This window comes from Neorhizobium galegae (genome assembly GCF_017877135.1).
GTDB lineage: Bacteria > Pseudomonadota > Alphaproteobacteria > Rhizobiales > Rhizobiaceae > Neorhizobium > Neorhizobium galegae_A.
Genome location: NZ_JAGIPH010000004.1, coordinates 213,755 through 236,569 on the forward strand (window position 1 = coordinate 213,755; position 22,815 = coordinate 236,569).

A 22,815-nucleotide genomic window follows, 5' to 3' on the forward strand; every position below is an offset into this window, starting at 1 on the left:
CTATCCGCGCGTTTCGTTCCCTTAACGCAAAACTCACTTTGGCCGTCGGGCCGAAACCACCTGAAGAGCGAGGGAGCCGACGTGACGCGGCAGATCATCCGACTACTCGTGGCCGCAATCATCTGTATTGCAGCCGTACTCGTCTATCGAAGTCTGAGTCGCTACAGTCTTGAGGATATCCGCAGCTCGCTTTCCATGATCCCGCCCTGGCGGCTTGTGACGGCATCGCTTTTTGTCGCGGCTTCCTATCTTTGCCTGTCCGGCTTCGACTGGCTGGCGCTGCGCTATGTCGGCAGGCCGCAACCTTTCCGGCGTGCGGCACTTGCGTCTTTCACGGCACTCTCGATCGGCCACAATGTCGGAGGGGCAGCACTGTCGAGCGGTGCGGTTCGCTATCGTTTCTATACGCGCTGGGGGCTTTCGGGCGATGAAGTGGCCAAGGTCATCCTGTTTTGCGGGGCAACCGTGCTTCTCGGCCTGAGCATGCTCGCAGCCATCACCCTTCTCTTCATGCCGCCGACGGGCGACGGCATGCTTGATCTCGATCCAGCAGCTCGGTTCTGGCTGGGACTTCTGTTTCTTGCCTATCCGGTCGCCTATGTCGTCTGCTCCATCTGGGGGAGACCGCCGCTCAAATTCCGCTCGTTTCGCATGGAAATGCCGCAGACGAAGATGTGTCTGGCGCAGATTGCCGTCGGCACCGTCAATTTCGGCTGTGTGGCCGGCGCGCTCCACCAGTTGCTCGCCACCTTTACCGATGCCGGTTATCTGCAGGTGGCAGCGTCCTATGTGACGGCAACGATTGCCGCGATGCTGAGCCATGTTCCGGGTGGGCTTGGAGTGCTGGAGGCAACCATGCTGATGCTGTTGCCCGCCAGCGCCTCGATCGGGGCGCTGGTTGCTTTCCGCGTGCTCTATTACTTCATTCCGCTGTTGATCGGTGTGCCGGTCTTCCTCGTGTCGGAAGCCTATTTCCGCCGGCTGGCGCCGGAGCGTGAACCGTCAGGTGAAGCTGCGCGTCAGGCGTGACAGCGCCCAGCGCGTGCCGACCTTCAGCTGTCGGAACGGCCAGAACGGCCGGCGGGGATCGGCAAGCGAGGTGCCGATCAGCGACTCCGTCTCGCCATTGCTTGCAATGACGAAGGGCCTCAGACCGCGCGGCCTGCTGTTGAACTGCTCGATGGTCCGGATCAGCGAGCCGGTCTCGGCAATCGAGGCCGAGATATCGGCAGGGCTTGCCTCCAGATGTTCGGCGATCAGATCGTCGCGCAAGGCAGTCAGCGCCCGGCGGCCCTCTTCGCTCGTCGGCTCGAAGGCAATGTCGGATTCCGTATCGAGCCCTTCCGAGCGGTTGTTGAGGTTGGAGGAACCGATACGCACAAAGCGGTCGTCAATCACCACCAGCTTGGAATGGACGATAATCTCCGTCTCCTTGCCCTCGCCATCCCGCGTCACGGCATAGTACACACGCAGCCGATTGTAGCGGTCCAGCCGCTTCAGGCGGCGGATCAGCCGGTTGCGATTGTGGCCCATCATCAGTTTTTCGAGGAGCCCATGCGATTCCCGCGTCACCAGAATGACGATCTCGGGGCCGTCCGGCTCCTGCAGCCGCTCGGCCAGCGTGCGGGCAACGGTAAAGGAGGCCAGATACTGGGATTCCAGGTAGATGTGGCGCCGTGCCGCGCGAAGCGCATCATGTGTCAGCTGCACCGCCTCGCGGCGGCCACGTTTGCCGTTCCACAGAAGCGGTTCGGTCAGCGCCAGTGCCACCGGGCAATCGGTGAGCGACGGCGCCAGATCCTGCGGCCAGAGTGAATCGGGATTGCCGGGATCGGCATTCAGCACTTCGCCGGTTGCGCGTTTCCAGCGCTTGCGGGCAGCGTCTCCCACCAGAACGGCGCCATCACCGGCCAGAATGGCCTGCAGGTCATGCACCGGTCCATAGCAGGTGCCGTCCGGCGAGCAGCGCAGCGCATTGGGAATGGCGTGCCGGCGGTCATCCCAGCGGCGGGCGGTGAGGTCGATGCCGCCGAGAAATGCCACCGCATCGTCCACCGCCACCATTTTCTGGTGATGGCTGGCACGGACCGGATGGCGGAAATCGAATTCCAGCTTGATGCGCGGATGGTCGTTCCATCCGGTTTTCTGGAAGAGCTTGAAGCTTTTGCCGGAATAGATCGGCCCCATGCCCCAGACGAGAATGCGCACGATCAGCCCCTCATGGGCCTCCACCTGCGCGCGCAGAATTTCGCCAAGGGTCGGGCTTCCGTCCTCTTCCGGCGTCAGGCGAATGTGCGGATTGAAATCCCAGCCGACGATGAAGATCGATTTTTCGGCTTTGGCCAGAACCTGCGCCAGGCGCTGATAATATTCCGCGCCATCGACAAGAAAGGCGGCGCGGCTTGTGACGGCTTCACGCCAGGCATTGCGGCCGGGACGGATGATGGAAGCCGTCTTTGATGTCTGGCCCTGTGCTGTGTTGCCTTGCGCTGTCTGGCTCTGGCCGGCGCTGTACATGCTCGCGTCCACGATCGTCACCTTCTGGATCCCTGCTCTGGGCACAGAACGCACCGGTGCCACGCCGGTTCCCGTCCGGGGCACGACAAGTTGCGGATCGATCAAACTTCAGGAATGCGGCGGAAAGTTCCGCCACGCGCCGGCCCGCTAGAATTGTGCTGGCGGCTCGCGCGTCTCGTCCGGGTTTGGCAAGGGCGTCTCATCGGGCAACCGGTCCGGTTCAGGTTCCTGGATCGGCGGCTCGGGAGCCCAGACGGGGGACGGCATCGGCGGCTGTTCGCTCGGATCGCGCGGGGCTGGCATGATCATCTCCTCGTTTGCTGACTGTTGAACCGCAAGCCCGGGAGATCGTTCCCATCTTTGTTGCGGCATTTATGTCAAGGAAAGGGCTGAATCCTGGGATAGGATCAAAAGCCGCAGGAGAGGTTGTCTCCGGCTGAGGTTTTCACCGGCGCCGACTGACGAAGATTGAAGGAGTTTGTTGATGGCCCATTCCGTCGACCATTTCATTGCCTGGCTGGGCGAGGCGCACGCTCTGGAGGTTCAGGCATCGGCTCTGTTGCGCGCCCAGATCGCCCGCATCGAGAATTATCCGGAATTGCGCGAGCGCCTGCAGGAGCACCTGACGCAGACCGAAGCACAGGCGGACGTTCTGCTGCGGCTTCTCGACCGCGCTTCGGGAAGCGGCTCGGTGCTGAAGGGCGTGGCCGGTCGGCTCTCAGCCGTGGCGCAGGGCATGACCGGGATGCTGGCCGCCGACGAGGTGGTGCGGATCGCCATGGCGGCCTATGGCTTCGAACATTCAAAGATCGCGCTCTACCGGGTATTGCTCACTGCCGCCGACGAATTGGGTGACACCGAAGCAGTGGGCGTGTTCGAGAATATCCTCAAGCAGGAGGCGGCGATGGCAGCCTGGCTTGAAACGCATCTTGATGTCGTCACGCGCCTTTACCTGATGCGCGACGAACGGGATCTTCTGGCCAAGCGCTGATCGTCTCAAAGAACGTGCACGGAAAAGCCCGCCGGCAGGCTGTGCGGCGGGCTTGCTGCAGGCCGGCTCTCAGGAGCTCAGCTTGGCGGTCAGTTCACCGGGATCGCGAATGCCGGTGCGATAGAGCTCGATGATTTCGGCAGCCAGATTGTCGGCCGCGCGCTTGTCGCTGAGAGCCACGCCCTCCAGGCCGCGTTCCCGGCGCAAGACATCAAAGCAGGTCTGCAGAAATGCGAGTTCCTGCGGTTCGAGTGTGGTTTCAGCAGCCGATATGGTCACGTTTGCCACCTCCTTCATAAAGGGCGAAAGCTTTTGCTCGTCTTCCAGCCGCCGGCGCCCCGTGCAATGGCCAGCGGTATCGCAAGACTACGCCCATCCGGGCGCATTGCAACCGATCCCCTCTCACGATCGTCTGAACTCTTGGTGTCCGGGCTGAAACGGCGGCGCGTCCGGTCGGCGCGCAAAACGGCGCGACGCACTTGAGTGCGCGCTAAAGATCGGCTCAACTGCCCCAAGGGGAGAGTGGGAGGATCGGAAACGGTGGCAGAAAACGGGCGAGCCGAGCCTGCAGGTGCCTTTGCGGGTCTGATGCGACGAGGCGAGGGGGACGGTATCGCGGACCGCGCGCGACCGCGCCGGCGGCTCTTGACGGCACAGGCGGCGGTTCTTGCCATCCTCTTCATCGGCATCCTGTTCGTCGTCTATGGCGGCGAGGTCATCAAGAAGCGCTATCTGCGCGAGGCCGAAACGCAAGGCGCGACAACGCTTCGTCTGGCCGTTTCTGCGCTTGAAGGGCATCTGCGTCGCTACGAGGCACTGCCGGCGCTTCTTGCAGACCAGCCGGCCATAGAGGCACTGATCCAGCATCCGGGCGATGTGGTGATCCGCCACGCGACCAACCGCTATCTCAGCGAGATCAATGCCCTTCTCAAATCCTCTGACATCTACATGATGACCATGGATGGCCAGACGATCGCTGCCAGCAATTTCGAATTGCCGACCAGCTTCATCGGACAGAATTTCAGCTACCGGCCGTATTTCCAGGAAGCGGCACAGGGGGCTCAGGCCCGCTTTTATGCGCTCGGCACCACATCGGCCAAGCGCGGCTACTATTTTTCCTCGCCCATCGAAATTTCCGGCCGCATCCTCGGTGTCCTGGTGTTCAAGGTCGATATCGATATGATCGAGGCGTCCTGGGTGGGGGGTGACGCACGCATCTTCGTCTCCGATCCGGAAGGCATCATCTTCATGACGGGCACGGCGGAATGGCTCTACAATGCCGTGCTGCCGCTGACACCCGAACGGCTGGCACGCACGAGCGCATCGCGCCGCTATGCCGATGCGGTGCTGAAGCCGCTGCCCTCGACGGAGGTCATGGAGGCAGGCCACCGTCTCGTGCGCATCGCTGAACGTCAGGGCACGCGCGAATATCTGGCGCTGTCGCAAGCCATGCCGGAGGCGGGCTGGACGGTGAATGTGCTCACCGATACGGCATCGGCACGGGCGCAGGCGCAGACCGTGGTGATTGCCGGGTTCCTGCTTCTGTGCCTGGCCGGGCTTGGCCTTGCCATCCTGCTGCAGCGGCGTCAGCGTCTTGCCGAGCGTCTGATGCTGCAGGCCGAAGCGCAGGGCGAGCTGGAACGGCGCGTGGTGGAGCGCACCGCCGACCTTGCCCGCGTCAATACGCGCATCGAAGAGGAAATCGCCGAACGGCGTCTCACCGAACAGCAGCTGCGTCAGACCCAGGCCGATCTCATCCAGGCCGGCAAGCTTGCCGGGCTCGGCCAGATGTCGGCGGCGCTGTCGCACGAGTTCAACCAGCCGCTCGCGGCCGCCAAGACCTATACCGACAGTGCCGCCGTTCTCATCGAGCGCGGCCGTCTGGAGGAGGCGAACGACAATATCCGCCGCATCTCGGCGCTCATCGACCGTATGGCGTCGATCTCCCGGCACCTGCGCAACTTTGCCAGAAAACCCAACGAGAAACTCGGGCCGGTGCTGCTCGATGAGGTGATCCGGGACACGCTGGACATCGTGGCCGCCCGCCTGAAAGCCGCCGACGCGATGCTCGTCGTCGATCTGTCGTCACCCGATCTTGCAGTGGAGGCGGGCTTCGTGCGCCTGCAGCAGGTGCTCGTCAACATCATCACCAATGCCGCCGATGCGATGGAAGGGCTGGAGGAGAGGGAGATCGAGATATCCGCTCGGCCGGAAGATGGGCTCGTGGCCATTTTCGTGCGCGATCACGGGCCCGGCGTGCCGGCGGCCATCCGCGAGCGCATCTTCGATCCCTTCTTCACCACCAAGGGTGTCGGCAAGGGGCTGGGACTTGGCCTTTCCATCTCCTATAACATCATCAAGGACTTCGGTGGCAGCCTGGACGTCAGCGATCACCCCCAGGGCGGGGCGCTGTTTCGCATCAGGCTGCAGCCGGCAGGCGAGCGGACACAAGGATAGGCTGGGACGCATGCAGCGGGTTTTGCTGGTGGACGACGAGGAGGAACTGCGCCGCTCCACCGCGCAGGCGCTGGAGTTGTCCGGGCTTTCGGTGCAGACGCTTGCCAGTGCCGACCACGTTCTGGAACTTATCGGCTATGCCTTTGACGGCGTCGTGGTGAGCGATATCCGCATGCCGGGCCTCGATGGCATGACGCTGATGCAGCGGATCCGGGAGCTCGACGCGGAAATCCCGGTCATCCTGGTGACTGGCCACGGCGACGTGCAGCTGGCTGTGAAGGCGATGCGGGAAGGCGCCTATGATTTCATCGAAAAGCCGTTCACCACGACGCATCTTTCGGGCGTCATCCGCCGCGCGCTTGATCGGCGGGGCCTGGTTCTCGAAAACCGGCGCCTGAGGGCGGTGGCCGGCAAGCGCGATGATCTGGAAAGCCGGCTGCCGGGGCGCACCCAGGGCATGGTCGATCTGCGCTACCAGATCCGCGCCATCGGGGCAGCCGATGCCGACACGCTGGTGATCGGCGATACGGGTGTGGGCAAGGAAGTGGTCGCGCGGGCGCTGCATGATGTGAGTGCGCGCGCCAACCGGCCGTTCATCGCCATCAATTGCGCGGCGCTGCCGGAAAACCTCATCGAAAGCGAGCTGTTCGGCCATGAGGCGGGCGCCTTTCCCGGTGCGCTTCGTCCGCGCTTTGGCAAATTCGAGCATGGCCGGGGAGGCACGATCCTGCTCGACGAGATCGGCTCCATGCCTTTCGACCTGCAGGCAAAGTTCCTGCGCGTGCTGCAGGAGCGGGTGATCACGCGGCTAGGCTCCAACGAGACGGTGGGTCTCGATGTGCGCTTCATCGCCACCAGCAAGGTCGATCTGGAGGCGGAAGTGACGGCCGGCCGCTTTCGTGCCGACCTTCTCTACCGATTGAATGTCGCAACCCTTCGTGTGCCCTCGCTTGCCCAGCGCCGGGCGGATATTCCGCTGCTCTTCCTGCAATTGGTGCGCGAAGCCTGCGCCCGCTATGGCCGCGACGATATCGACGTGCCGCAGGAAGTGGTGGCCTCGGTTGCCCAGCGTGACTGGCCGGGCAATGTGCGCGAGCTGCGCAATGCCGCCGACCGGCTTGTGCTCGGCCTCGATATGCGCCCGGGCGATGGCGGTGCATTGGTGAAGCCGGACAGCGGAAGGCTCTCCGACCGCGTTGCAGCCTTCGAGCGCAATATTATCGCGAGTGCCATCGCCGCCCATGGCGGGGCCCTTCGGCCCGTCTACGAACAGCTCGGAATCAGCCGCAAGACGCTCTACGAAAAGATGCAGAAATATGGCCTCGACAAGAAGCTGCTGTCGCCGGAAAGCCTGATGGAGCTGGGGGAAGACTAAGCGGCGACGCCGATGGGTGGAAATCCACCCATGAAAACGCCGCGATGGGAAGAAATCGACCCATGCCGCACTGCGGTATCGCGGTTTGAAGGGCGGCGGCCTTCATCGGGTTGTTGCATGAAAGCCGTGCACGGGAACAGATGGCGTCATCTGGTTGCTGGGGGAGGAGCCGTCAGCGACCGGCCGGATTTCATCTCGAGGAGGATGTCGATGAAAATCATCAAGGCTATCGCCTGTGCGACCGCGTTTGCCGCTCTTGCCCTGTCGTCCACCGTCTCTCAGGCGGCTGGTTATCCGGAACGTTCGATCACCATGATCGTCCCCTTCTCGGCGGGTGGCCCGACCGATACGGTCTCGCGCCTGGTGGCCGAAGCCATGTCGAAGGATCTCGGCCAGCAGATCATCATCGAAAACGTCGGCGGTGCCGGCGGCACGCTGGGCGCCGGGCGCGTGGCAAGCGCCGAAGCCGATGGCTACACGCTACTTCTGCATCATATCGGTATGGCCACCAGCGCCACGCTCTATCGCAAGCTTGCCTATGACACGCTGAAGTCCTTCGAATATGTCGGTCTCGTCACCGACGTGCCAATGACAATCGTCGCGCGCAAGGATCTGGAAGCCAAGGATCTGAAGGGTCTGATCGAGTATGCCAAGGCCCACAAGGATACGGTGACCGTTGCCAATGCGGGGATCGGGGCTGCCTCGCATCTGTGTGGCATGCTGTTCATGAGTGCCATCCAGACGCCGCTTGTCACGGTTCCCTACAAGGGCACGGGACCGGCGATGACCGACCTTCTCGGCGGTCAGGTCGATATCATGTGCGACCAGACCACCAACACCACCAAGCAGATCCAGGGCGGCACGATCAAGGCCTATGCGGTCACCTCGCCCAAGCGTCTGGATGTGCTGAAGGATGTACCGACGGCGGTCGAGGCTGGCCTGGCCGGCTTCGAAGTCGGCATCTGGCACGGCATCTATGCGCCGAAGGGCACGCCGGCAGCTGTTACGGAACGGCTGTCCAAGGCCCTGCAGGTGGCCTTGAAGGATCCGAACGTTGCAGCCCGTTTTGCCGAACTCGGCACGGCCCCGTCTTCGGCTTCCGACGCGACGCCGGCTGCGCTGAAGGTCAAGCTCGAAACCGAGATCGCCCGCTGGAAGCCGGTCATCGAAGGGGCCGGCCAGTACGCCGACTGAGACGCCGGCCGCATGGCCTCTTTCCTGAGGGAAGGGGCCATGCGTTCAAAGGACATTGAGAGGTGGGAAAGCCGGTGAGACGCCGGCTCCCACTGCGCCGGGCCGCGTGACCGCGGGCGCATACCCGCCGGCGCGCCGAGTGCGGACCTCTCGTGCAGATCTCCAGGGGACCAACGGGGACACCATGAAATCCATAGTAATCGACAGGACAAACGCGCTCTGTGGCGCGATCTTCGTGGCGCTCGGGCTGTTTTTTGCCGCGCAGTCGCTGGACCTTACGCTTGGCACGGCGTTTCGCATGGGGCCGGGATATTTTCCGCTGCTGCTCGCAGGCGCGCTCATCGTGCTCGGCGCCATCATCGTGATCCAGTCTCTGCGCACCGTGCATGAAGGCGTCGGCGCCATAGCCTGGCGCGGCCTGCTCTTCATCCTGCCGGCGCCGATCGTGTTCGGCTTTACCGTGCGCGGGCTCGGCTTCGTGCCGGCGCTGTTTCTTGCGGCGTTCATTGCCTCCTTCGCCTCGTCGCGGATGACGCCGGTCATGGCTGTTGTGCTGTCGGCCGCCATCACAGTGTTTTCCGTGCTCGTCTTCAGTTACGGCCTTGGCCTGCCTTTCCGCAGTTTTGGCCCCTGGCTCGGTTACTAGGAGGCATCGATGGAACTCTTTCACAATCTGGCCCTCGGCTTTTCCACGGCGACCTCGCTTGCCAATCTGTTCTTCTGCCTGGTGGGCGTGCTTCTCGGCACCCTCATCGGCGTTCTGCCGGGCATCGGTGCCACGGCAACCATCGCCATGCTGCTGCCGATCACGTTCCAGCTGGAGCCGGTGTCTTCGCTGATCATGCTCGCCGGCATCTATTACGGCGCCCAGTACGGCGGCTCGACCACCGCCATCCTCATCAACATGCCCGGTGAAAGCTCGTCTGCGGTCACCGCCATCGATGGTTACCAGATGGCGCGCAAGGGGCGCGCCGGAGCCGCACTTGCCATTGCGGCCTTGGGCTCGTTCTTTGCCGGCACGGTCTCGACCTTCCTGGTTGCCGTCTTTGCCCCGCCGCTCACCTCGATTGCGCTGCAGTTCGGCGCGGCCGAATATTTCTCGCTGATGGTGGTCGGCCTCGTCTCCTCGATTGCGCTCGCCTCCGGCTCCATCGTCAAGGCGCTTGCGATGGTCGTGCTCGGCCTGCTGCTCGGGCTTGTCGGCACTGATATCTATTCCGGCACGCCGCGCTTCACGCTCGGCATCCGCGAATATGCCGATGGCTTGAATTTCGTGGCGGTCGCCGTCGGCGTCTTCGGCATTGCCGAAATCCTGCGCAATCTGGAAAATGAAAAGACCCGCTCGGTGCTGATTTCCAAGGTGAGCGGCCTCATGCCGACGCGCGACGATTTCCGCCAGATGGTCGCCCCGGTCCTGCGCGGCACGGCAATCGGATCGGCGCTCGGCATTCTGCCCGGCGGCGGTGCAATTCTTGCCGCCTTTGCCTCCTATACGGTGGAAAAGCGCGTTTCGAAAAACCCGCAGGAATTCGGCCAGGGCGCGATCGCCGGTGTGGCAGGACCTGAATCGGCCAACAATGCCGGTGCGCAGACCTCGTTCATTCCGCTTCTCACGCTCGGCATTCCGGCAAATCCGGTGATGGCGCTGATGATCGGCGCGATGATCATCCAGGGCATCGTGCCGGGGCCCAATGTGGCGACCGAGCAGCCGGCGTTGTTCTGGGGGATCATTGCCTCCATGTGGATCGGCAATCTGATGCTGGTGGTGCTCAACCTGCCGCTGATCGGGCTCTGGGTGAAGCTGCTGACGATCCCGTACTACGTGCTTTTCCCGATCATCATGGCCTTCTGCTCCATCGGGGTCTACAGCGTCAATTCCAACGTCTTCGATCTCTATGCCGTCGCCTTCTTCGGCTTCATCGGCTACGTGCTGGTGAAACTGCGCTGCGAACCGGCGCCGCTGCTGCTCGGCTTCGTGCTGGGGCCGCTTCTGGAGGAAAACCTGCGGCGCGCCATGATCCTGTCGCGCGGCGATCCGTCGACCTTCGTCACCCGTCCGATCAGCGCCACGCTTCTGGCTCTGGCGCTCGGCGTGCTGATCGTGGTGCTGCTGCCGAGCGTGCGGGCCAAGCGCGAAGTGGTGTTCCAGGACGAAGATTGAGAAGCGGGCTGGAAGGCTCCCGTCGCGCGACGGGGGCCTTCTTCAAAAATTCTCCACCGTCTGCAGGTGCTGAAGGTCTGCAACCGGCGTCTGGCGCAGGATGCGTTCCATCAGAAGCGTGCCAAGTTGCACGCCCGCCTCCAAGAGATCCTCGCGGATCGTCGGAATGCGGGGCCGGACCTGGTCGAAGAGGCCGGATGTCTGCTTGGTGACCACATGCACGTCGCTCCCGAGCGTCAGGCTGCGGTCATGGGCTGCCGCCATCACCGCCATGGCAATGACCTCGCCGCCGCAGATCACCCCGTCCGGGCGGTCGCGTTTGCCAAAGGCTTCGAAGAAACAGTCACGGATCGCGGCCGAACGGCTGTCGATGGTGATGTCGCCAGGGATTTCATAGGCGATCCCTGCCTCGCTCACGGCGGCCATGAAGCCATCCTGCATGTGGCGGGAAAAGGTGAACTGCGAAGGCGGCAGGATGATTGCAAGCTTGCGGCAGCCGTTCTCGATCAGCCGGCGGCTGGCGCGGTAGGCAAAGGCGTGGTTGTCGTAGTCGACATATGGATGCGGCGTGGAAAGCTCGGTGCGACCGTGGCAGATGAAGGGGAAATCATTTTCCAGAAGCAGTTTCACCCGCTCGTCCTGCGGCTCTGTGCGGGTAAAGATCACGCCGTCCGCCGTGCGGTTGCGGATGATGTGGCGAACCGGTTCGACCTGCGGACGATCGGAAAAATGCGGGGTGATGACCAGGTGGTAGGGCGTATCGCGCAGCGCCTTTGACAAGCCGCCGATCATCGAGGTGGCATAGCCGAGGATTTCCTCGTGCGGGTCGAGAATGAGGCTGATGACATGCGTGCGGCCCGTGCGAAGCCGCTGGGCGGCGCTGTCGGGCTGATAGCCGATGTCCTGTGCCACCCGGGCCACCCGAAGGCGCGTTTCGAGCGCAATCTGTGGCGCGCCAGCCAGAGCCCGGGAGACGGTGGTGACGGCAAGCCCGGTCAGCTCGGCAATCGTGCGCAACGTGGGCTTTTCCGAGCCACTGCCCCTGGCGGCGGCTCGCGCACCCGGCAACCGCTTCGGCCACCCGGTCTCCTCAAGCGTCATCATCGTCCTCCTGCTATCCCTGTTCCTCATCCCGGCGGCATATAAATCATACTTTTTATGGGGGTGGAACATGTCGTTTCTGCCCGTGCAAGCCGGCGGCACGGCTCATGGGTCGGTCGGTGCAACTCCCGTTTGCGCATGAAGCCGACAGCCGGCCCCGCAAAACTGGAACCTTCGCTGTTACCATTGGTTCATAAGGGAATAGGCATGCAGCAACCGCTGCGCGCGCACAAACCCGGCAGGAGGCGACGATGCGCAAGGATATTCCCCAGGATAATGACGCAGCGACCATAAGGCAGGACGCCAAGGGGCAGTTCGGCAAGAATCAGGGCGACCGCAAGGCAAGCGGTGTCGATTCGGCAAAGCCCACCGTCGTTACCGGCTCCGAGGACGCAACGGCCCACAAGGAGCCACCGGGCCAGCACATCGGCAAGGAATGGTCGCCGCATTATGATGAGGGGCTGAAGCAGCACAAGCCGGAATAGGCGCGAGCGCGACGTTGACGTGGCGGTGAGACTGCTGCCCAACGGCCGACGTGACCTAGACAAGCCAGCCGGGCAGGGGGCGGCCAATCCGTTTCTGCAATGGGCATAATCACTTGGTTCCGAGGGCGAAGTCGGTTAGAACATAAGGATCGGCAGTGCAGCGGGGGGCGAAAGGGCATGAGGGCCACGGCCAGGAACGTTCAATCGTCACGTCTGCCGGGTTGATTGCGCGATGGGCAGGCTTTCGCGCGATTTCCCGACGGCCTCCATCGGCTTCTACCTTGTCGCTCTGTCGGCCGTTATCGCCCTGCCATTGGTCGCCTTCGTCGTCTTCCTGATGCTGCAGCTGGAAAGCCAGCAGCGCGCTATTCTGAACAGCGATACGCAGGAAGATGCCCGTGCCATCGCCCGTTCTATCGAACAGGAGTTGCGCGATTCCGTCACCACGCTGCGGCTGATCGCCAATGCACCGGAACTTACCACCGGCGACCTCAAGTCCTTCCACGAAAGAACCCGCAGCAGTCTGCGCAGCAGTGCCCGGTTCATCGTGCTTGCCAATGCCGATGGCAGCCAGAAGCTCAACACGCGTACCGATTTCGGCGAACCCCTGCGCCCGATGGCGGATAAGGAGGGATTGCAATCCGCCCTCTCGTCGAAGCGGATCGAGGTGTCCTCCGTCTTCGTCGGCGCAAATGCCAGGCGCTGGGTGTTCAACGTGGTGATGCCGTTGCCGGCGGAACTCTCCAATGTCGGGGCGGCGCTGGTCCTCACCCAGAACGCCGAGGACCTGCAGCGGCTGATCAGCGCCGAAAGCCTGCCTCACGGCTGGTCCGTGGCCGTTCTCGATCAGCACAACCGGATCGTGACCTCAACGGCCGCCGGCGCTGGGGAGACGCCGCCATTCGCAAAGGAAACGCAAGCCTTGATGAGCGGGGTCAGCGGCACGATCGAGGATATCGGCGGCAAGCCCCGACAAATGTATGGTTACGCCCGCCTGCAGGACTGGCCCTGGAAGGTGGTGGTCTGGGGCCCGATCGCCACAGCGCAAGAAAGCATCATCACCGCTTCGCGCTACCTCATCTCCGGCAGCCTCATCATCCTTGCCGTCGGGCTGATCATTGCCTATGCGGTCGCCCGCCAGCTGCGTGTTCCGATCCGCCAGATTGCCGCCATGGCGGATCGCATCGGACGCGGCGAAATCGTCTCTCCGGTCAATACACGGATCACGGAAGCGAACCATATTGCCATTGCGCTGTCGAATGCGTCGTTTGATCGGTCCGAAGCGGAAGACCGCGCGCATCTCGTCATGCATGAACTCGTGCATCGCACGAAGAATATCATGACGCTGGTGCAGGCGATGATGCGCCAGCTGGCGCGGCGCGGCACTACCATGGAGGAGTTTCAGCGCGCCATCGGCGAGCGCCTGCAGGGGCTTGGAAAATCCATCGAAATGCTGGCGCAGGAGCAATGGGCCGGTGTCGCGATGACGCGGGTCGTGGCGCTGCATCTGGAAATCTTTGCCGAAACGCGCCACCGCGTCGAACTGTCGGGCGAGGATTTTGTCCTGCGCGCCGAGGCGGTGCAGAACCTTGGCCTCGTGCTGCACGAGCTGGCGACAAACTCCGTCAAATACGGTGCGCTCTCTGTGCCGGAAGGTCGAGTCGACCTCACCTGGGCGCCTGTCGAGAAGGAGGGCGCGGACGAGCCGTTCCTGCGGGTCACCTGGCAGGAGACGGGCGGTCCGGAGGTTGCCGAGCCTGCCGCCACAGGCTTTGGCACCACGATCATCAAGCGTCACGCGGCGGCCTCCTTCAACGGGCAGGTGGAGGTCGATTATGCCGTGGACGGCTTCCGCTGGAGCCTTGTGGGCCCCCGCCGCCTCTTCGAGCGGTGTAGTGCCGAGCCTGGCAAGGACGTTCCCGGTTGACTTCTTGTCTTCCTGCGTAAGGCAACAGGAACGAACGCAAGTCTTCAGCGTTTGGCGGCTATGGATATGACCGTCACCGCTCCCCCCGCCGATGAGGCCATCGAGGCGCTTGCCACCATCGGCCTCACCTATGTGAACGATACCGTCCCCGGGATCCGCCGGCTGCGCAAGGGCCGCGGCTTCTGCTACCGCATGCCCGATGGCACGCTTGTCTGTGCGGGGCCGGACAAGCAGCGCATCCAGTCGCTCGGCCTGCCGCCGGCCTATGAGAATGTCTGGATTTGCCTTGATCCGCGCGGCCATCTGCAGGCAACCGGCTATGACGCACGCGGTCGCAAGCAATATCGCTATCATGCCGAGTGGCAGCTGTTCCGCAGCGAGCTGAAATACGATCAGCTGATCCGCTTCGGCGAGGCGCTGCCCCGCATCCGCCGCCGTGTGCAGAAGGATCTCGGCATCGGCCTCGACCATCCGGAAGCCGTCATCGCGGCGCTGGTCGCTCTTCTTGATGCCACGCATCTTCGCGTGGGAAACCGTGCCTATGCCAAGGAAAACAAGACTTATGGCGCAACCACCCTTTTGAAGCGGCACATGAAGCTGATGGATGATGCCGTGGTGCTGCAGTTCACCGCCAAGGGCGGCAAGCGCGTGCGCCATACCATTCGCCAACCCCGCCTTCAGCGCATCTTCGAAGAGATCGCCGATCTGCCGGGCCGCCAGCTGTTTTCGTTTCCCGACGAGGACGGGCTGCCGCATGCGGTAGATTCGGGTCGCCTGAACGCCTATCTGGCCGAGGTCTCCGGCCTGCCGATTTCCGCCAAGACGTTTCGCACCTGGGGCGGCAGCGTTGCAGCCTTCAGTGCGGCGCGCCGGGCTCATCAGGCTGGCGAGCGGATCAAGGTCAAGCTCCTGACGACGGCTGCCTCCGAAGAGCTGCAGAACACGCCGACCGTTTGCCGCAACAGCTATATCCACCCGCTCATCCTGGAGCTTGCCGAAGACGCCAGTCCGCTCGATGCGCTTGTCGAAAATCCTGTGCGCGCAGATGCGCAGCTGTCAGGCCTCAGGAGCGACGAACAGCGGATGCTCTCCTTCCTGAAGAACGCCGCCATCGTTGAACCCTCTCAGCAGATATAAGGCCTCGTCCGGCCATTGTTTCTCATGCAGATAGATCCCGAACGCAGAAAGGCCGCCCGGGTGAAGGAGCGGCCAGTTTTCGGTTGAGGCATGTGGTCTCAAGCCGCGCGGCGATTGTGAATGCCTTCGCCGATTTCCTCGACGATCTTGGCCACGAATGCCTGCAGATCCTTCGGTGAACGCGAGGTGATGATGCCCTTGTCGACCACGACTTCCTTGTCTTCCCAGGAGGCGCCGGCATTCTTCACGTCGGTGCGGATGGAGGCAAAGGAGGTTGCCTTGCGGCCGCGGAGGGCATCGGCTTCCACCAGCAGCCACGGGCCGTGGCAGATGGCAGCAACCGTCTTGCCGCTCTTGACGAAGTCACGCACGACACGGACTGCATCGGCGTTTGCGCGCAGGATATCCGGGTTGATCTGCCCGCCCGGAATGACCAGGGCGTGATAGTCTTCAGCCTTCACATCGGTGACGACAAGATCGACCGGCACGCTGTCGCCCCAGTCCTTCTCGTCCCAGCTCTTGATGTCGCGGGCTTCGAGCGACGCGATCTTCACATCGGCGCCCTGCTTGCGCAGCTCTTCGAGCGGAACCCGAAGCTCGGAGCGCTCGTAGCCGTCGGTGGCGAGGATCAGGATGCGAGCGGATTTGATATCTGTCATGATTTTAAGTCCTTTCGTTCAGTTCGAACCGTCAGGGACGGCGCGTTCAGTCGATGGCAGCCGTCTCAGAGACGACCGGTCGAGAGGTCGCGCCCGTTAATAGAGGCGGGCACGCGCATTTCCTCCCGAGGAGCCCTTGGAAGGGGCATTTTAACGCTGTCCGGCATCACGACATGGAATGCGTCGGGTGCGCGTTCAGCAGGACGCAGGGGCTTTGACGTGCGAAGGCCGATCAGCCCCCTCAGTTTGGCGATGACATTGTGCATTTCACTTCCTCCGGTGTATCGCTCCCGATGAACCGGGTTCGAGGTGGCCCCTGGGGAGACGAAGTGCCTTGCATGTCGTTCAGGCCCTGATTGGCCTGTGGTTCCAGATAAACCGGCACGCGCTGCGGATGGTTCCGCAGAAAAAAATCGAACGCTGGTTGGAACAAATTCGATGGCCCGCTGTTGCCGCCCTGTTCGCCATTGCCGGGATGCGGCAATTTCACTGACGATCAGCCGCAGGGGCATGGATGTGTGATGACCGCTTGACCGGCAGGAGCCGGCCAACACGATCTCCAGTTAACTGTCGGCTCCCACTCGCCGTCCTTTTATCGGGCCTTGGCCTTTCTTCCTGCACGGGCGTCCAGTCGGCGCTCGACCCCGCTGGCTCGGAGGCCGAGGCGGTCGCTACGCTGTTCTGGGCCATGGTCGCCGGCGGCGGCGTGATCTGGTTGATCGTCGTCGGCGCCGTCATCTATGCCAGCCGCCTGAAGAAAAAGCCGATGTCCGAGAGCGGCGCAAGCCGGGTGATCTTCTTCGGCGGGGTGGCCTTTCCGGTGGTCGTGCTGGCCTTTCTGCTCGCCTATGCGGTCTGGCTGATGCCGGCCATGCGTCCCTGGTTCGGCGGCGAGGGCGAGGGGCTGCGGCGCATTGAAGTGACGGCCGAGCAATATTGGTGGCGGGTGCGCTATCTCGACAGCACCGGTGCCGTGGTCCGCGAGACGGCAAATGAAGTTCACATGCCCGTCGGCGAGCGGGTGCTTTTCCTTCTGAAGGCCAAGGACGTCATCCATTCGTTCTGGATCCCCTCGATCGGCGGCAAGATGGATGCCATTCCCGGCCGCACCAATGCCCTGCAACTGGAAGCGACACGGCCCGGCACCTATCGCGGCGTCTGCGCCGAGTTCTGCGGCACCGCCCATGCGCTCATGGCCTTTTCGGTGCAGGCGCTGGAGCCTGAAGCGTTTGAGGACTGGCTGGCAGCGCGGCCCGGGGAGGTGCCGGTCGCAAGCGTCGAGCCTGTCGCGAGCGGCCAGCCGCGCGGGCTCAATCTCTTTCTGCGCCATGGCTGTGGCTCCTGCCATGCCATTTCCGGCACGCCGGCAGACGGCGCGCTCGGGCCGGACCTCACGGCATTTGGAAGCCGGCCGACGGTGGCCGCCGGGACCTTGCCCAATACGCCGGAAAACCTCGCCCGCTTCATTCAATATCCCGATGCCATCAAGCCCGGCGTGCGCATGCCAGGCTTTGCCATGCTGCCCGCGGCCGATGTGTCAGCGATTGCCCTCTACCTGAAAGGACTGGAATGACCGTCGAACTGGGACCGCTGCTGACCGAAGAGGAGCGCGCCGCGCAGGAAAAGCGCCTGCGGGACATCTGGCGCACGCCGTCGGGCTGGCGTTACTGGACCTCGGTCAACAACAGCCAGATCGGCCTGTGGTATGGCTGCACGGCTTTCGTGTTCATGCTGTTTGCCGGCCTGCTGGCGCTTCTGATCCGCCTGCAGCTTGCCGTGCCGGACAATGATCTCGTCTCGGCGGAATTCTTCAACCAGGCCTTCACCCTGCATGGCACGGTGATGATGTTCCTGTTTGCCGTGCCAATCTTCGAGGCCGTCGCGATCTTCATCCTGCCCTCGATGCTCGGCTCGCGCGAACTGCCGTTTCCGCGCCTTTCGGCCTTCGGCTACTGGAGCTTTGCCATCGGCGGGGTCTTCGTCTGCGGCTCGATCTTCTTCAATGCGGCGCCCAATAGCGGCTGGTTCATGTATCCGCCGCTCGCCACCGACAAGGAACAATCGGGCATCGGCGCCGATATCTGGTTGCTCGGCCTGTCCTTCATCGAAGTGGCCTCCATTGCGGCGGCCGTCGAACTCATTGTCGGCATCATGAAATGCCGGGCGCCGGGCATGCGTGTCAACATGATGCCGCTCTTTGCCTGGTATCTGCTGGTGGTGGCCGGCATGATCCTGTTTGCCTTTCCGCCGCTCATTGCCGGCGACCTGCTGTTTGAAATGCAGCGCATGTTCGACTGGCCGTTTTTCGATTCCGCCCGCGGCGGCGACCCGCTCTTGTGGCAGCACCTGTTCTGGATCTTCGGGCATCCGGAGGTCTACATCATCTTCCTGCCGGCGATTGCACTGATGGCCATGATCGTGCCGACCTTTTCGCAGCGCCCGATCGTCGGCTATTCCTGGATCGTGCTGGCGGCGGTGGGCACTGGCTTTCTCAGTTTCGGGCTCTGGGTGCATCACATGTTCACCACGGGCCTGCCGCAGATCTCGCTTGCCTTCTTTTCGGCCGCCTCCGAAGCAGTCGTCATTCCGACGGGGGTGCAGATCTTCGTCTTCATCGCCACCATGCTTGCCGGCCGGGTGATTTTTTCGACGCCGATGCTGTTTGGCGCCGGCGGCCTTGCGATCTTCATCATCGGCGGTCTGACGGGCGTGATGGTGGCGCTGGTGCCCTTCGACTGGCAGGCGCATGACACCTATTTCATCGTCGCCCATCTGCATTACGTGCTGATCGGCGGCATGCTGTTTCCGGTAACGGCCGGCATCTATTATTTCTACCCGTTCTTCTCGGGCAAGAAACTGTCCGATCGCCTCGGCAAGATCGCCTTCTGGCTGATGTTCATCGGTTTTAACGTCGCCTTCTTCCCGATGCATTTTGCGGGCCTTCGCGGCATGCCGCGCCGCGTCTACACCTATCCGGAGGAGATGGGGTGGGACTGGTTCAACCTCATCTCGACAATTGGCGCCTTCGTTTTTGCCGCGGGCTTTGCTCTGGTCCTCCTTGATGTGCTGCGGCCCAAGCGCAATGTGCCGGCCTCACCGGTCAACCCGTGGAATGCCGGGACGATGGAATGGCTGAACGAGAAGGACGAAAACTGGGGTTATCGTTCCATTCCTGTGGTTCATAGCCGCTATCCCCTCTGGGACCAGCCTGATCTGCGCCAGCAGATCGCCGAGGGCCGCTTCTACCTGCCGGACGCCGAAACCGGCCACCGCGAAACCCTCGTCACCTCCGTTCTCGATGGCAAGCCGCTGCAGGTGCTGCGCGTCGGCGGGTCGTCCAAGGTCACGATGGTTGCCGCCTTCATGCTGGGCGGCGTGTTCATTTCGCTGACCTATGAGTGGTGGTGGATCACCATCCTCTGCGCCATCGGCACGCTGATCTCCATCCTCTACTGGCTGTGGACGGGAACGGCGCAAATCCCCGAGACGGAAAATCGCAACGCCGGCATGGGACAGAGCTTTCCGCTCTATGTCTCGGGTCCGGCCTCCGTCGGCTGGTGGGCGATGTTCATCACCATGGTCGGAGACGGCACGGCCTTTGCAAGCCTCATCTTCGGCTATTTCTTCTACTGGACCATTCACGACGATTTCACCGCTGGGGCTGCCGGTCCCGGCATGATGTGGCCGCTGGCGGCTGCCGCCCTCTTCATCGCGGCGTGGCTGGCGATGATGGCGGCACGGTCGGTCAATGACCGCGACCGGACCGCGACCACCCGCCTTCTACTGGTTCTGGCGCTGGCGCTCACCCTTTGCGGAACCGCCGCCGGTTTCATGGGACCCTACACGCATGACATGGAGCCGACGCGGCATGTCTATCCGGCGGTCGTCTGGGTTCTCGTCATCTGGACGTCAGCGCATTCGGCGGTTGCCATCATCATGCAGGCCTATTGCCTGGCGCGCAGTTTTGCCGGGCGCCTCACCGGCACCTATGACCAGGACCTGCGCAATGTCGTGCTCTACTGGCACTTCATGCTGGCAACGGCCGTCGGCACCTTTGCCACCATCGGCCTCTTCCCGAGCCTGAGATGAGGGTTTCATGAAAAGCGTCATCCCCCGCGAAGTCGAAACGCTCTGGACCCTGTTTACTGCTCCCACCGTCTGGGCGCTGCATTTTATCGTCTGCTATGTCGTGATGGCCATCTATTGCGCCAAGCCCGGCATCTATGGGCTCGGCTTTAATGATTTCCGCTGGGGCCTCGTCGTCTTCACGCTCCTTGCCTTGGGCTTTATCGTGTTCGCCGGCTATCTCGCCTGGCGGCAATGGGGTTTCGGCTCCGACGATCCGCCGCATGACGCCGCAACCGGGCAGGACCGGCGCCTGTTCCAGGGGTTTGCGACCCTGCTGCTGTCAGGCCTCAGCTTCGTCGCGGTCATCTATACTGCAATCCCGCTGATCATCCTTGCGGAGTGCCAGACATGACCGCGGCTATGAGACGCGGCATGTTCGTCTTCGGGCTTCTGGTGCTGTGCGCCGCCTGGGCCTTGCTCGTCGTCGAGAACGCCGCCTCGTTTTCGGTCCACATGATCACCCACATGGCGGTGGTGGCCGGTGCCGCACCGCTTCTGGCGCTGTCTCTATCCGGCACGCGCTATGATCGCGTCTCGACAAGCCGGCTTCTGACGCCGATCACCGCCTCGCTGATCGAACTCGTTGTCGTGTGGGGCTGGCATCTTCCGGCCCTGCGGGCGCTTTCCGAAAGCTTGCCCCTTGTCCGCATGCTGGAGCAGGCCTCGTTCCTCACGGCCGGCCTCATCCTCTGGCTCTCCTGTTTCGGAGGATCGGGTGAGGCACGCGACGAGCGCCGGCTCGGCGGCACGCTGGGTCTTCTCTTCACCACCATGCACATGACGCTTCTCGGCGCGCTTCTGGCGCTGTCTCCGCGCCCGCTCTACGGCGACGGCCTCGTCACCTGTTTCGGCACGACGCTCTCGGCGGGAGAGGACCAGCAGGTCGGCGGGGTCGTGATGCTGATGGTCGGCGCGGCCGTCTATCTCGCCGGCGGTGTCGCGCTTCTGGCGCGCACGCTGAATGCGCCACAAACGACCGGGATAAAGGAGGGCTGATGTACATCCGCTGGAAATATCTGATCGCAGCCGTCATCGTCGCGCCCGTCCTTGCGCTGCTCGTGGCCTGGTCCGGTCTCATCAATATCGGGGCAAGAAGCGGCCACTGGGCGGTCACCGACTGGTTCTTGCACTGGTCGATGCAAAGTTCTGTGCGCACTGCCTCGGTTTCTACCGAGGTCCCGCCCTTTGACAATCCCGAAATGCTCAAACTTGCGGCCGGGCATTATGAAGCCGGCTGTGCGATGTGCCATGGATCGCCTGCGCGCGAACGCTCGTCGGTTGTCTTCGGCATGCTGCCGGTGCCGCCGGATCTGAAGCCCCGTATCCCCACCTGGACGGATGCGGAACTGTTTCACATCGTCGACAAGGGCGTGCGCTTTACCGGCATGCCTGCCTGGGCTGCGGAGCACCGCCCCGATGAGGTCTGGTCGATGGTGGCCTTCCTGCGCAGGATGCCGAACATGGACGCCGCCGAGTATCAACGCCTTGCTGGTCTTGCGGCATCTTCTGAAGGGGGAACAGCCCAGCTCGGCTGTCAGTCCTGCCATGACGAGGACCGGCTGAACGGCAGAAGTCTCATCCCGAGCCTTGCCGGGCAATCGCCCGACTATCTGCGGAAAAGCCTCATGGCCTATCTCAAGGGAGAGCGCGCAAGCGGCGTCATGCAGACCGCCGTCAACGGGCTCAACGCCGATCAGGTGGCGGCACTTTCGGCCCACTATGCCGAGATGCCGCGCAACACTCTTTCGGCGGAAGAGGCAAATCCAAATGGCGGCAATGTCGAGGATGGGGAAAAGCTTGCGCGATTGGGCCGGCCCGAGGATCGCATTCCCGCCTGTCTCAGCTGTCACGAGAAGGCGGATGGAAATCCGGTCTATCCCACCCTGTCCGGCCAGAGCGCGCCTTATCTTGCACGCCAGCTAAGGCTGTTTCGTGAGGGCCATCGCGGCGGCACGGCGTTTCACCATCTGATGGCGCGCGCCGCCAATGATCTGACGGACAAGGATGTGGAGGATCTGGCCGCGTATTTTGCCGCGCGCGCCAACAGCCGTTGAGAGGGCGCACGCCCGGTCGATTGTGCTGCCAGGATCGGGCCGCTCAGACCGGCACGATCAGCATGTAGCATGTTGCAATGGCAAGTACGAGACTTGCAGCTTCCAGCCATTCACGCGGCATGACGTCTCTCCTGAGGGGTTGTGCCTCCAGAACGGGCTTGCCTTCATCTGGTTCCACACGATTGCCACAGGTGTTAAGAATGTGTTGCGATCGTGTCACAACCATGACGCCGGCGCGTGTCGGAGGCACATTTTCACGCCATGCGCTCCTCGGCTCCTGCGCGGGCACGGGCGGCTTCGAGAATGGAACGGATCTCGTCGGCAGCCTTGTTGGCAATGGCGATGCCTTCCCCCGGAACGACGCCAGGATCCTCCTCATGATCCTTGAAGCTTGCATCCTCCGACAGCCGTCGCGTGAACCGCTGCAGGCTCTGATCGCCGGCGAGCAAAGCCGCAATGAAATCGATCATCAGTTCACGGTGGGCATTGAGGCGGCCTTCCATCTCTTCTGCAGACTGCGGGTTCATCATTGTCCTTCTCCTCTAGCCGGTCACGGCGAACTGGTTTGTCGGATGGGAGGAACATCGAAAGGCGCAAAAGGTTACCGACAGGACCGAAAATTTTAAGTG

Annotated in this window: 23 protein-coding genes; 16 read left to right on the forward strand and 7 right to left on the reverse strand. The window is 62.9% G+C overall.

Annotation, left to right across the window (positions count from 1 at the left end; all coding sequences use genetic code 11):
* Positions 1-81: 81 nt before the first annotated feature.
* Entirely contained in the window at positions 82-1,029 is a 948-nt protein-coding gene (locus J2858_RS13910) for a lysylphosphatidylglycerol synthase domain-containing protein (protein WP_210105407.1), read from the forward strand.
* Here the strand turns inward: J2858_RS13910 and J2858_RS13915 are convergent.
* Both J2858_RS13915 and J2858_RS13920 read right to left on the reverse strand, forming a co-directional pair.
* On the reverse strand, positions 1,003-2,538 hold the full coding sequence (locus J2858_RS13915) for a phospholipase D-like domain-containing protein (protein ID WP_348635490.1): 1,536 nt from the start codon (positions 2,536-2,538) through the stop codon (positions 1,003-1,005). The two genes, J2858_RS13910 and J2858_RS13915, sit on opposite strands and share 27 nt — an antisense overlap.
* A 126-nt stretch (positions 2,539-2,664) precedes the next feature.
* On the reverse strand, positions 2,665-2,820 hold the full coding sequence (locus J2858_RS13920) for a hypothetical protein (protein ID WP_210105408.1): 156 nt from the start codon (positions 2,818-2,820) through the stop codon (positions 2,665-2,667).
* Positions 2,821-3,001: 181 nt separating this feature from the next.
* On the opposite strand from J2858_RS13920, the gene J2858_RS13925 reads away from it, so the two are divergent.
* Positions 3,002-3,508, forward strand: a complete 507-nt coding sequence (locus J2858_RS13925; protein ID WP_210105409.1) for a ferritin-like domain-containing protein — start codon at positions 3,002-3,004, stop codon at positions 3,506-3,508.
* A 69-nt stretch (positions 3,509-3,577) separates the two neighbouring features.
* On the opposite strand, the gene J2858_RS13930 is transcribed toward J2858_RS13925, so the two are convergent.
* The gene (locus tag J2858_RS13930) at positions 3,578-3,787 is read right to left on the reverse strand and encodes a hypothetical protein (protein WP_210105410.1); all 210 of its coding nucleotides are present in this window, start codon (positions 3,785-3,787) and stop codon (positions 3,578-3,580) included.
* A 366-nt stretch (positions 3,788-4,153) separates the two neighbouring features.
* On the opposite strand from J2858_RS13930, the gene J2858_RS13935 reads away from it, so the two are divergent.
* From J2858_RS13935 to J2858_RS13955, 5 genes are all read left to right on the forward strand, one after another.
* Positions 4,154-5,965 carry a sensor histidine kinase gene (locus tag J2858_RS13935; protein WP_432443355.1) on the forward strand — a complete coding sequence of 604 codons (1,812 nt, stop codon included), beginning with the start codon at positions 4,154-4,156 and terminating at the stop codon, positions 5,963-5,965.
* Between the two features lie 10 nt (positions 5,966-5,975).
* Positions 5,976-7,340 carry a sigma-54-dependent transcriptional regulator gene (locus J2858_RS13940; protein ID WP_210105411.1) on the forward strand — a complete coding sequence of 455 codons (1,365 nt, stop codon included), beginning with the start codon at positions 5,976-5,978 and terminating at the stop codon, positions 7,338-7,340.
* A gap of 210 nt (positions 7,341-7,550) precedes the next feature.
* Positions 7,551-8,534, forward strand: a complete 984-nt coding sequence (locus J2858_RS13945) for a tripartite tricarboxylate transporter substrate-binding protein (protein WP_210105412.1) — start codon at positions 7,551-7,553, stop codon at positions 8,532-8,534.
* 184 nt (positions 8,535-8,718) lie between these two features.
* Positions 8,719-9,180: a tripartite tricarboxylate transporter TctB family protein gene (locus J2858_RS13950; RefSeq protein ID WP_210105413.1), complete on the forward strand. Its 462-nt coding sequence runs from the start codon at positions 8,719-8,721 to the stop codon at positions 9,178-9,180.
* 9 nt (positions 9,181-9,189) lie between these two features.
* Positions 9,190-10,695 (forward strand): tripartite tricarboxylate transporter permease, encoded by a 1,506-nt coding sequence (locus J2858_RS13955; RefSeq protein WP_210105414.1) that lies wholly within the window; start codon positions 9,190-9,192, stop codon positions 10,693-10,695.
* A 42-nt stretch (positions 10,696-10,737) separates the two neighbouring features.
* Here the strand turns inward: J2858_RS13955 and J2858_RS13960 are convergent, their stop codons facing one another.
* On the reverse strand, positions 10,738-11,799 hold the full coding sequence (locus J2858_RS13960; protein WP_245366073.1) for a LacI family transcriptional regulator: 1,062 nt from the start codon (positions 11,797-11,799) through the stop codon (positions 10,738-10,740).
* Between the two features lie 248 nt (positions 11,800-12,047).
* Here J2858_RS13960 and J2858_RS13965 point away from each other — a divergent pair, with 248 nt between their 5' ends.
* The 3 genes from J2858_RS13965 (at position 12,048) to J2858_RS13975 (ending at position 15,345) form a co-directional block, all read left to right on the forward strand.
* The gene (locus tag J2858_RS13965; protein ID WP_210105415.1) at positions 12,048-12,281 is read left to right on the forward strand and encodes a hypothetical protein; all 234 of its coding nucleotides are present in this window, start codon (positions 12,048-12,050) and stop codon (positions 12,279-12,281) included.
* Between the two features lie 232 nt (positions 12,282-12,513).
* Positions 12,514-14,208 (forward strand): sensor histidine kinase, encoded by a 1,695-nt coding sequence (locus J2858_RS13970; protein ID WP_210105416.1) that lies wholly within the window; start codon positions 12,514-12,516, stop codon positions 14,206-14,208.
* A gap of 66 nt (positions 14,209-14,274) precedes the next feature.
* Positions 14,275-15,345, forward strand: coding sequence for a DNA topoisomerase IB (locus J2858_RS13975; RefSeq protein ID WP_210105417.1), 1,071 nt, complete (start codon positions 14,275-14,277; stop codon positions 15,343-15,345).
* 98 nt (positions 15,346-15,443) lie between these two features.
* Here the strand turns inward: J2858_RS13975 and J2858_RS13980 are convergent, their stop codons facing one another.
* Positions 15,444-16,004, reverse strand: coding sequence for a type 1 glutamine amidotransferase domain-containing protein (locus tag J2858_RS13980; protein WP_210105418.1), 561 nt, complete (start codon positions 16,002-16,004; stop codon positions 15,444-15,446).
* A 334-nt stretch (positions 16,005-16,338) separates the two neighbouring features.
* On the opposite strand from J2858_RS13980, the gene J2858_RS13985 reads away from it, so the two are divergent.
* The 6 genes from J2858_RS13985 to J2858_RS14010 are packed head-to-tail and all read left to right on the forward strand — an operon-like array spanning position 16,339 to position 22,186.
* Positions 16,339-16,497: a hypothetical protein gene (locus tag J2858_RS13985; protein ID WP_210105419.1), complete on the forward strand. Its 159-nt coding sequence runs from the start codon at positions 16,339-16,341 to the stop codon at positions 16,495-16,497.
* 21 nt (positions 16,498-16,518) lie between these two features.
* Entirely contained in the window at positions 16,519-17,577 is a 1,059-nt protein-coding gene (coxB, locus tag J2858_RS13990) for a cytochrome c oxidase subunit II (protein ID WP_210105420.1), read from the forward strand.
* Positions 17,574-20,093 carry a cytochrome c oxidase subunit I gene (ctaD, locus tag J2858_RS13995; RefSeq protein WP_210105421.1) on the forward strand — a complete coding sequence of 840 codons (2,520 nt, stop codon included), beginning with the start codon at positions 17,574-17,576 and terminating at the stop codon, positions 20,091-20,093. The genes coxB and ctaD overlap by 4 nt, the downstream gene beginning before the upstream one ends.
* 7 nt (positions 20,094-20,100) lie before the next feature.
* Entirely contained in the window at positions 20,101-20,484 is a 384-nt protein-coding gene (locus J2858_RS14000) for a hypothetical protein (protein WP_210105422.1), read from the forward strand.
* Positions 20,481-21,128: a cytochrome c oxidase assembly protein gene (locus J2858_RS14005; protein WP_245366085.1), complete on the forward strand. Its 648-nt coding sequence runs from the start codon at positions 20,481-20,483 to the stop codon at positions 21,126-21,128. The genes J2858_RS14000 and J2858_RS14005 overlap by 4 nt, the downstream gene beginning before the upstream one ends.
* A complete protein-coding gene (locus J2858_RS14010; RefSeq protein ID WP_210105423.1) occupies positions 21,128-22,186 on the forward strand; it encodes a c-type cytochrome in 1,059 nt (352 codons plus the stop codon). Before J2858_RS14005 ends, J2858_RS14010 begins: the two co-directional genes overlap by 1 nt.
* 43 nt (positions 22,187-22,229) lie before the next feature.
* On the opposite strand, the gene J2858_RS24250 is transcribed toward J2858_RS14010, so the two are convergent.
* Together J2858_RS24250 and J2858_RS14015 are read right to left on the reverse strand one after the other, a co-directional pair.
* A complete protein-coding gene (locus J2858_RS24250; RefSeq protein WP_281067734.1) occupies positions 22,230-22,364 on the reverse strand; it encodes a hypothetical protein in 135 nt (44 codons plus the stop codon).
* A 76-nt stretch (positions 22,365-22,440) separates the two neighbouring features.
* Positions 22,441-22,716: a hypothetical protein gene (locus J2858_RS14015; protein ID WP_210105424.1), complete on the reverse strand. Its 276-nt coding sequence runs from the start codon at positions 22,714-22,716 to the stop codon at positions 22,441-22,443.
* Positions 22,717-22,815: the final 99 nt, after the last annotated feature.

Excerpts from the sequence above, each read along its gene's own strand:
- J2858_RS13920 (WP_210105408.1), bottom strand. The coding sequence starts at position 2,820 with ATGCCAGCCCCGCGCGATCCGAGCGAACAGCCGCCGATGCCGTCCCCC.
- J2858_RS13925 (WP_210105409.1), top strand. The coding sequence starts at position 3,002 with ATGGCCCATTCCGTCGACCATTTCATTGCCTGGCTGGGCGAGGCGCAC.
- J2858_RS13940 (WP_210105411.1), top strand. The coding sequence starts at position 5,976 with ATGCAGCGGGTTTTGCTGGTGGACGACGAGGAGGAACTGCGCCGCTCC.
- J2858_RS13945 (WP_210105412.1), top strand. The coding sequence starts at position 7,551 with ATGAAAATCATCAAGGCTATCGCCTGTGCGACCGCGTTTGCCGCTCTT.
- J2858_RS13950 (WP_210105413.1), top strand. The coding sequence starts at position 8,719 with ATGAAATCCATAGTAATCGACAGGACAAACGCGCTCTGTGGCGCGATC.
- J2858_RS13955 (WP_210105414.1), top strand. The coding sequence starts at position 9,190 with ATGGAACTCTTTCACAATCTGGCCCTCGGCTTTTCCACGGCGACCTCG.
- J2858_RS13960 (WP_245366073.1), bottom strand. The coding sequence starts at position 11,799 with ATGATGACGCTTGAGGAGACCGGGTGGCCGAAGCGGTTGCCGGGTGCG.
- J2858_RS13965 (WP_210105415.1), top strand. The coding sequence starts at position 12,048 with ATGCGCAAGGATATTCCCCAGGATAATGACGCAGCGACCATAAGGCAG.
- J2858_RS13970 (WP_210105416.1), top strand. The coding sequence starts at position 12,514 with ATGGGCAGGCTTTCGCGCGATTTCCCGACGGCCTCCATCGGCTTCTAC.
- J2858_RS13975 (WP_210105417.1), top strand. The coding sequence starts at position 14,275 with ATGACCGTCACCGCTCCCCCCGCCGATGAGGCCATCGAGGCGCTTGCC.
- J2858_RS13980 (WP_210105418.1), bottom strand. The coding sequence starts at position 16,004 with ATGACAGATATCAAATCCGCTCGCATCCTGATCCTCGCCACCGACGGC.
- coxB (WP_210105420.1), top strand. The coding sequence starts at position 16,519 with ATGTGTGATGACCGCTTGACCGGCAGGAGCCGGCCAACACGATCTCCA.
- ctaD (WP_210105421.1), top strand. The coding sequence starts at position 17,574 with ATGACCGTCGAACTGGGACCGCTGCTGACCGAAGAGGAGCGCGCCGCG.
- J2858_RS14000 (WP_210105422.1), top strand. The coding sequence starts at position 20,101 with ATGAAAAGCGTCATCCCCCGCGAAGTCGAAACGCTCTGGACCCTGTTT.
- J2858_RS14005 (WP_245366085.1), top strand. The coding sequence starts at position 20,481 with ATGACCGCGGCTATGAGACGCGGCATGTTCGTCTTCGGGCTTCTGGTG.
- J2858_RS14010 (WP_210105423.1), top strand. The coding sequence starts at position 21,128 with ATGTACATCCGCTGGAAATATCTGATCGCAGCCGTCATCGTCGCGCCC.
- J2858_RS14015 (WP_210105424.1), bottom strand. The coding sequence starts at position 22,716 with ATGATGAACCCGCAGTCTGCAGAAGAGATGGAAGGCCGCCTCAATGCC.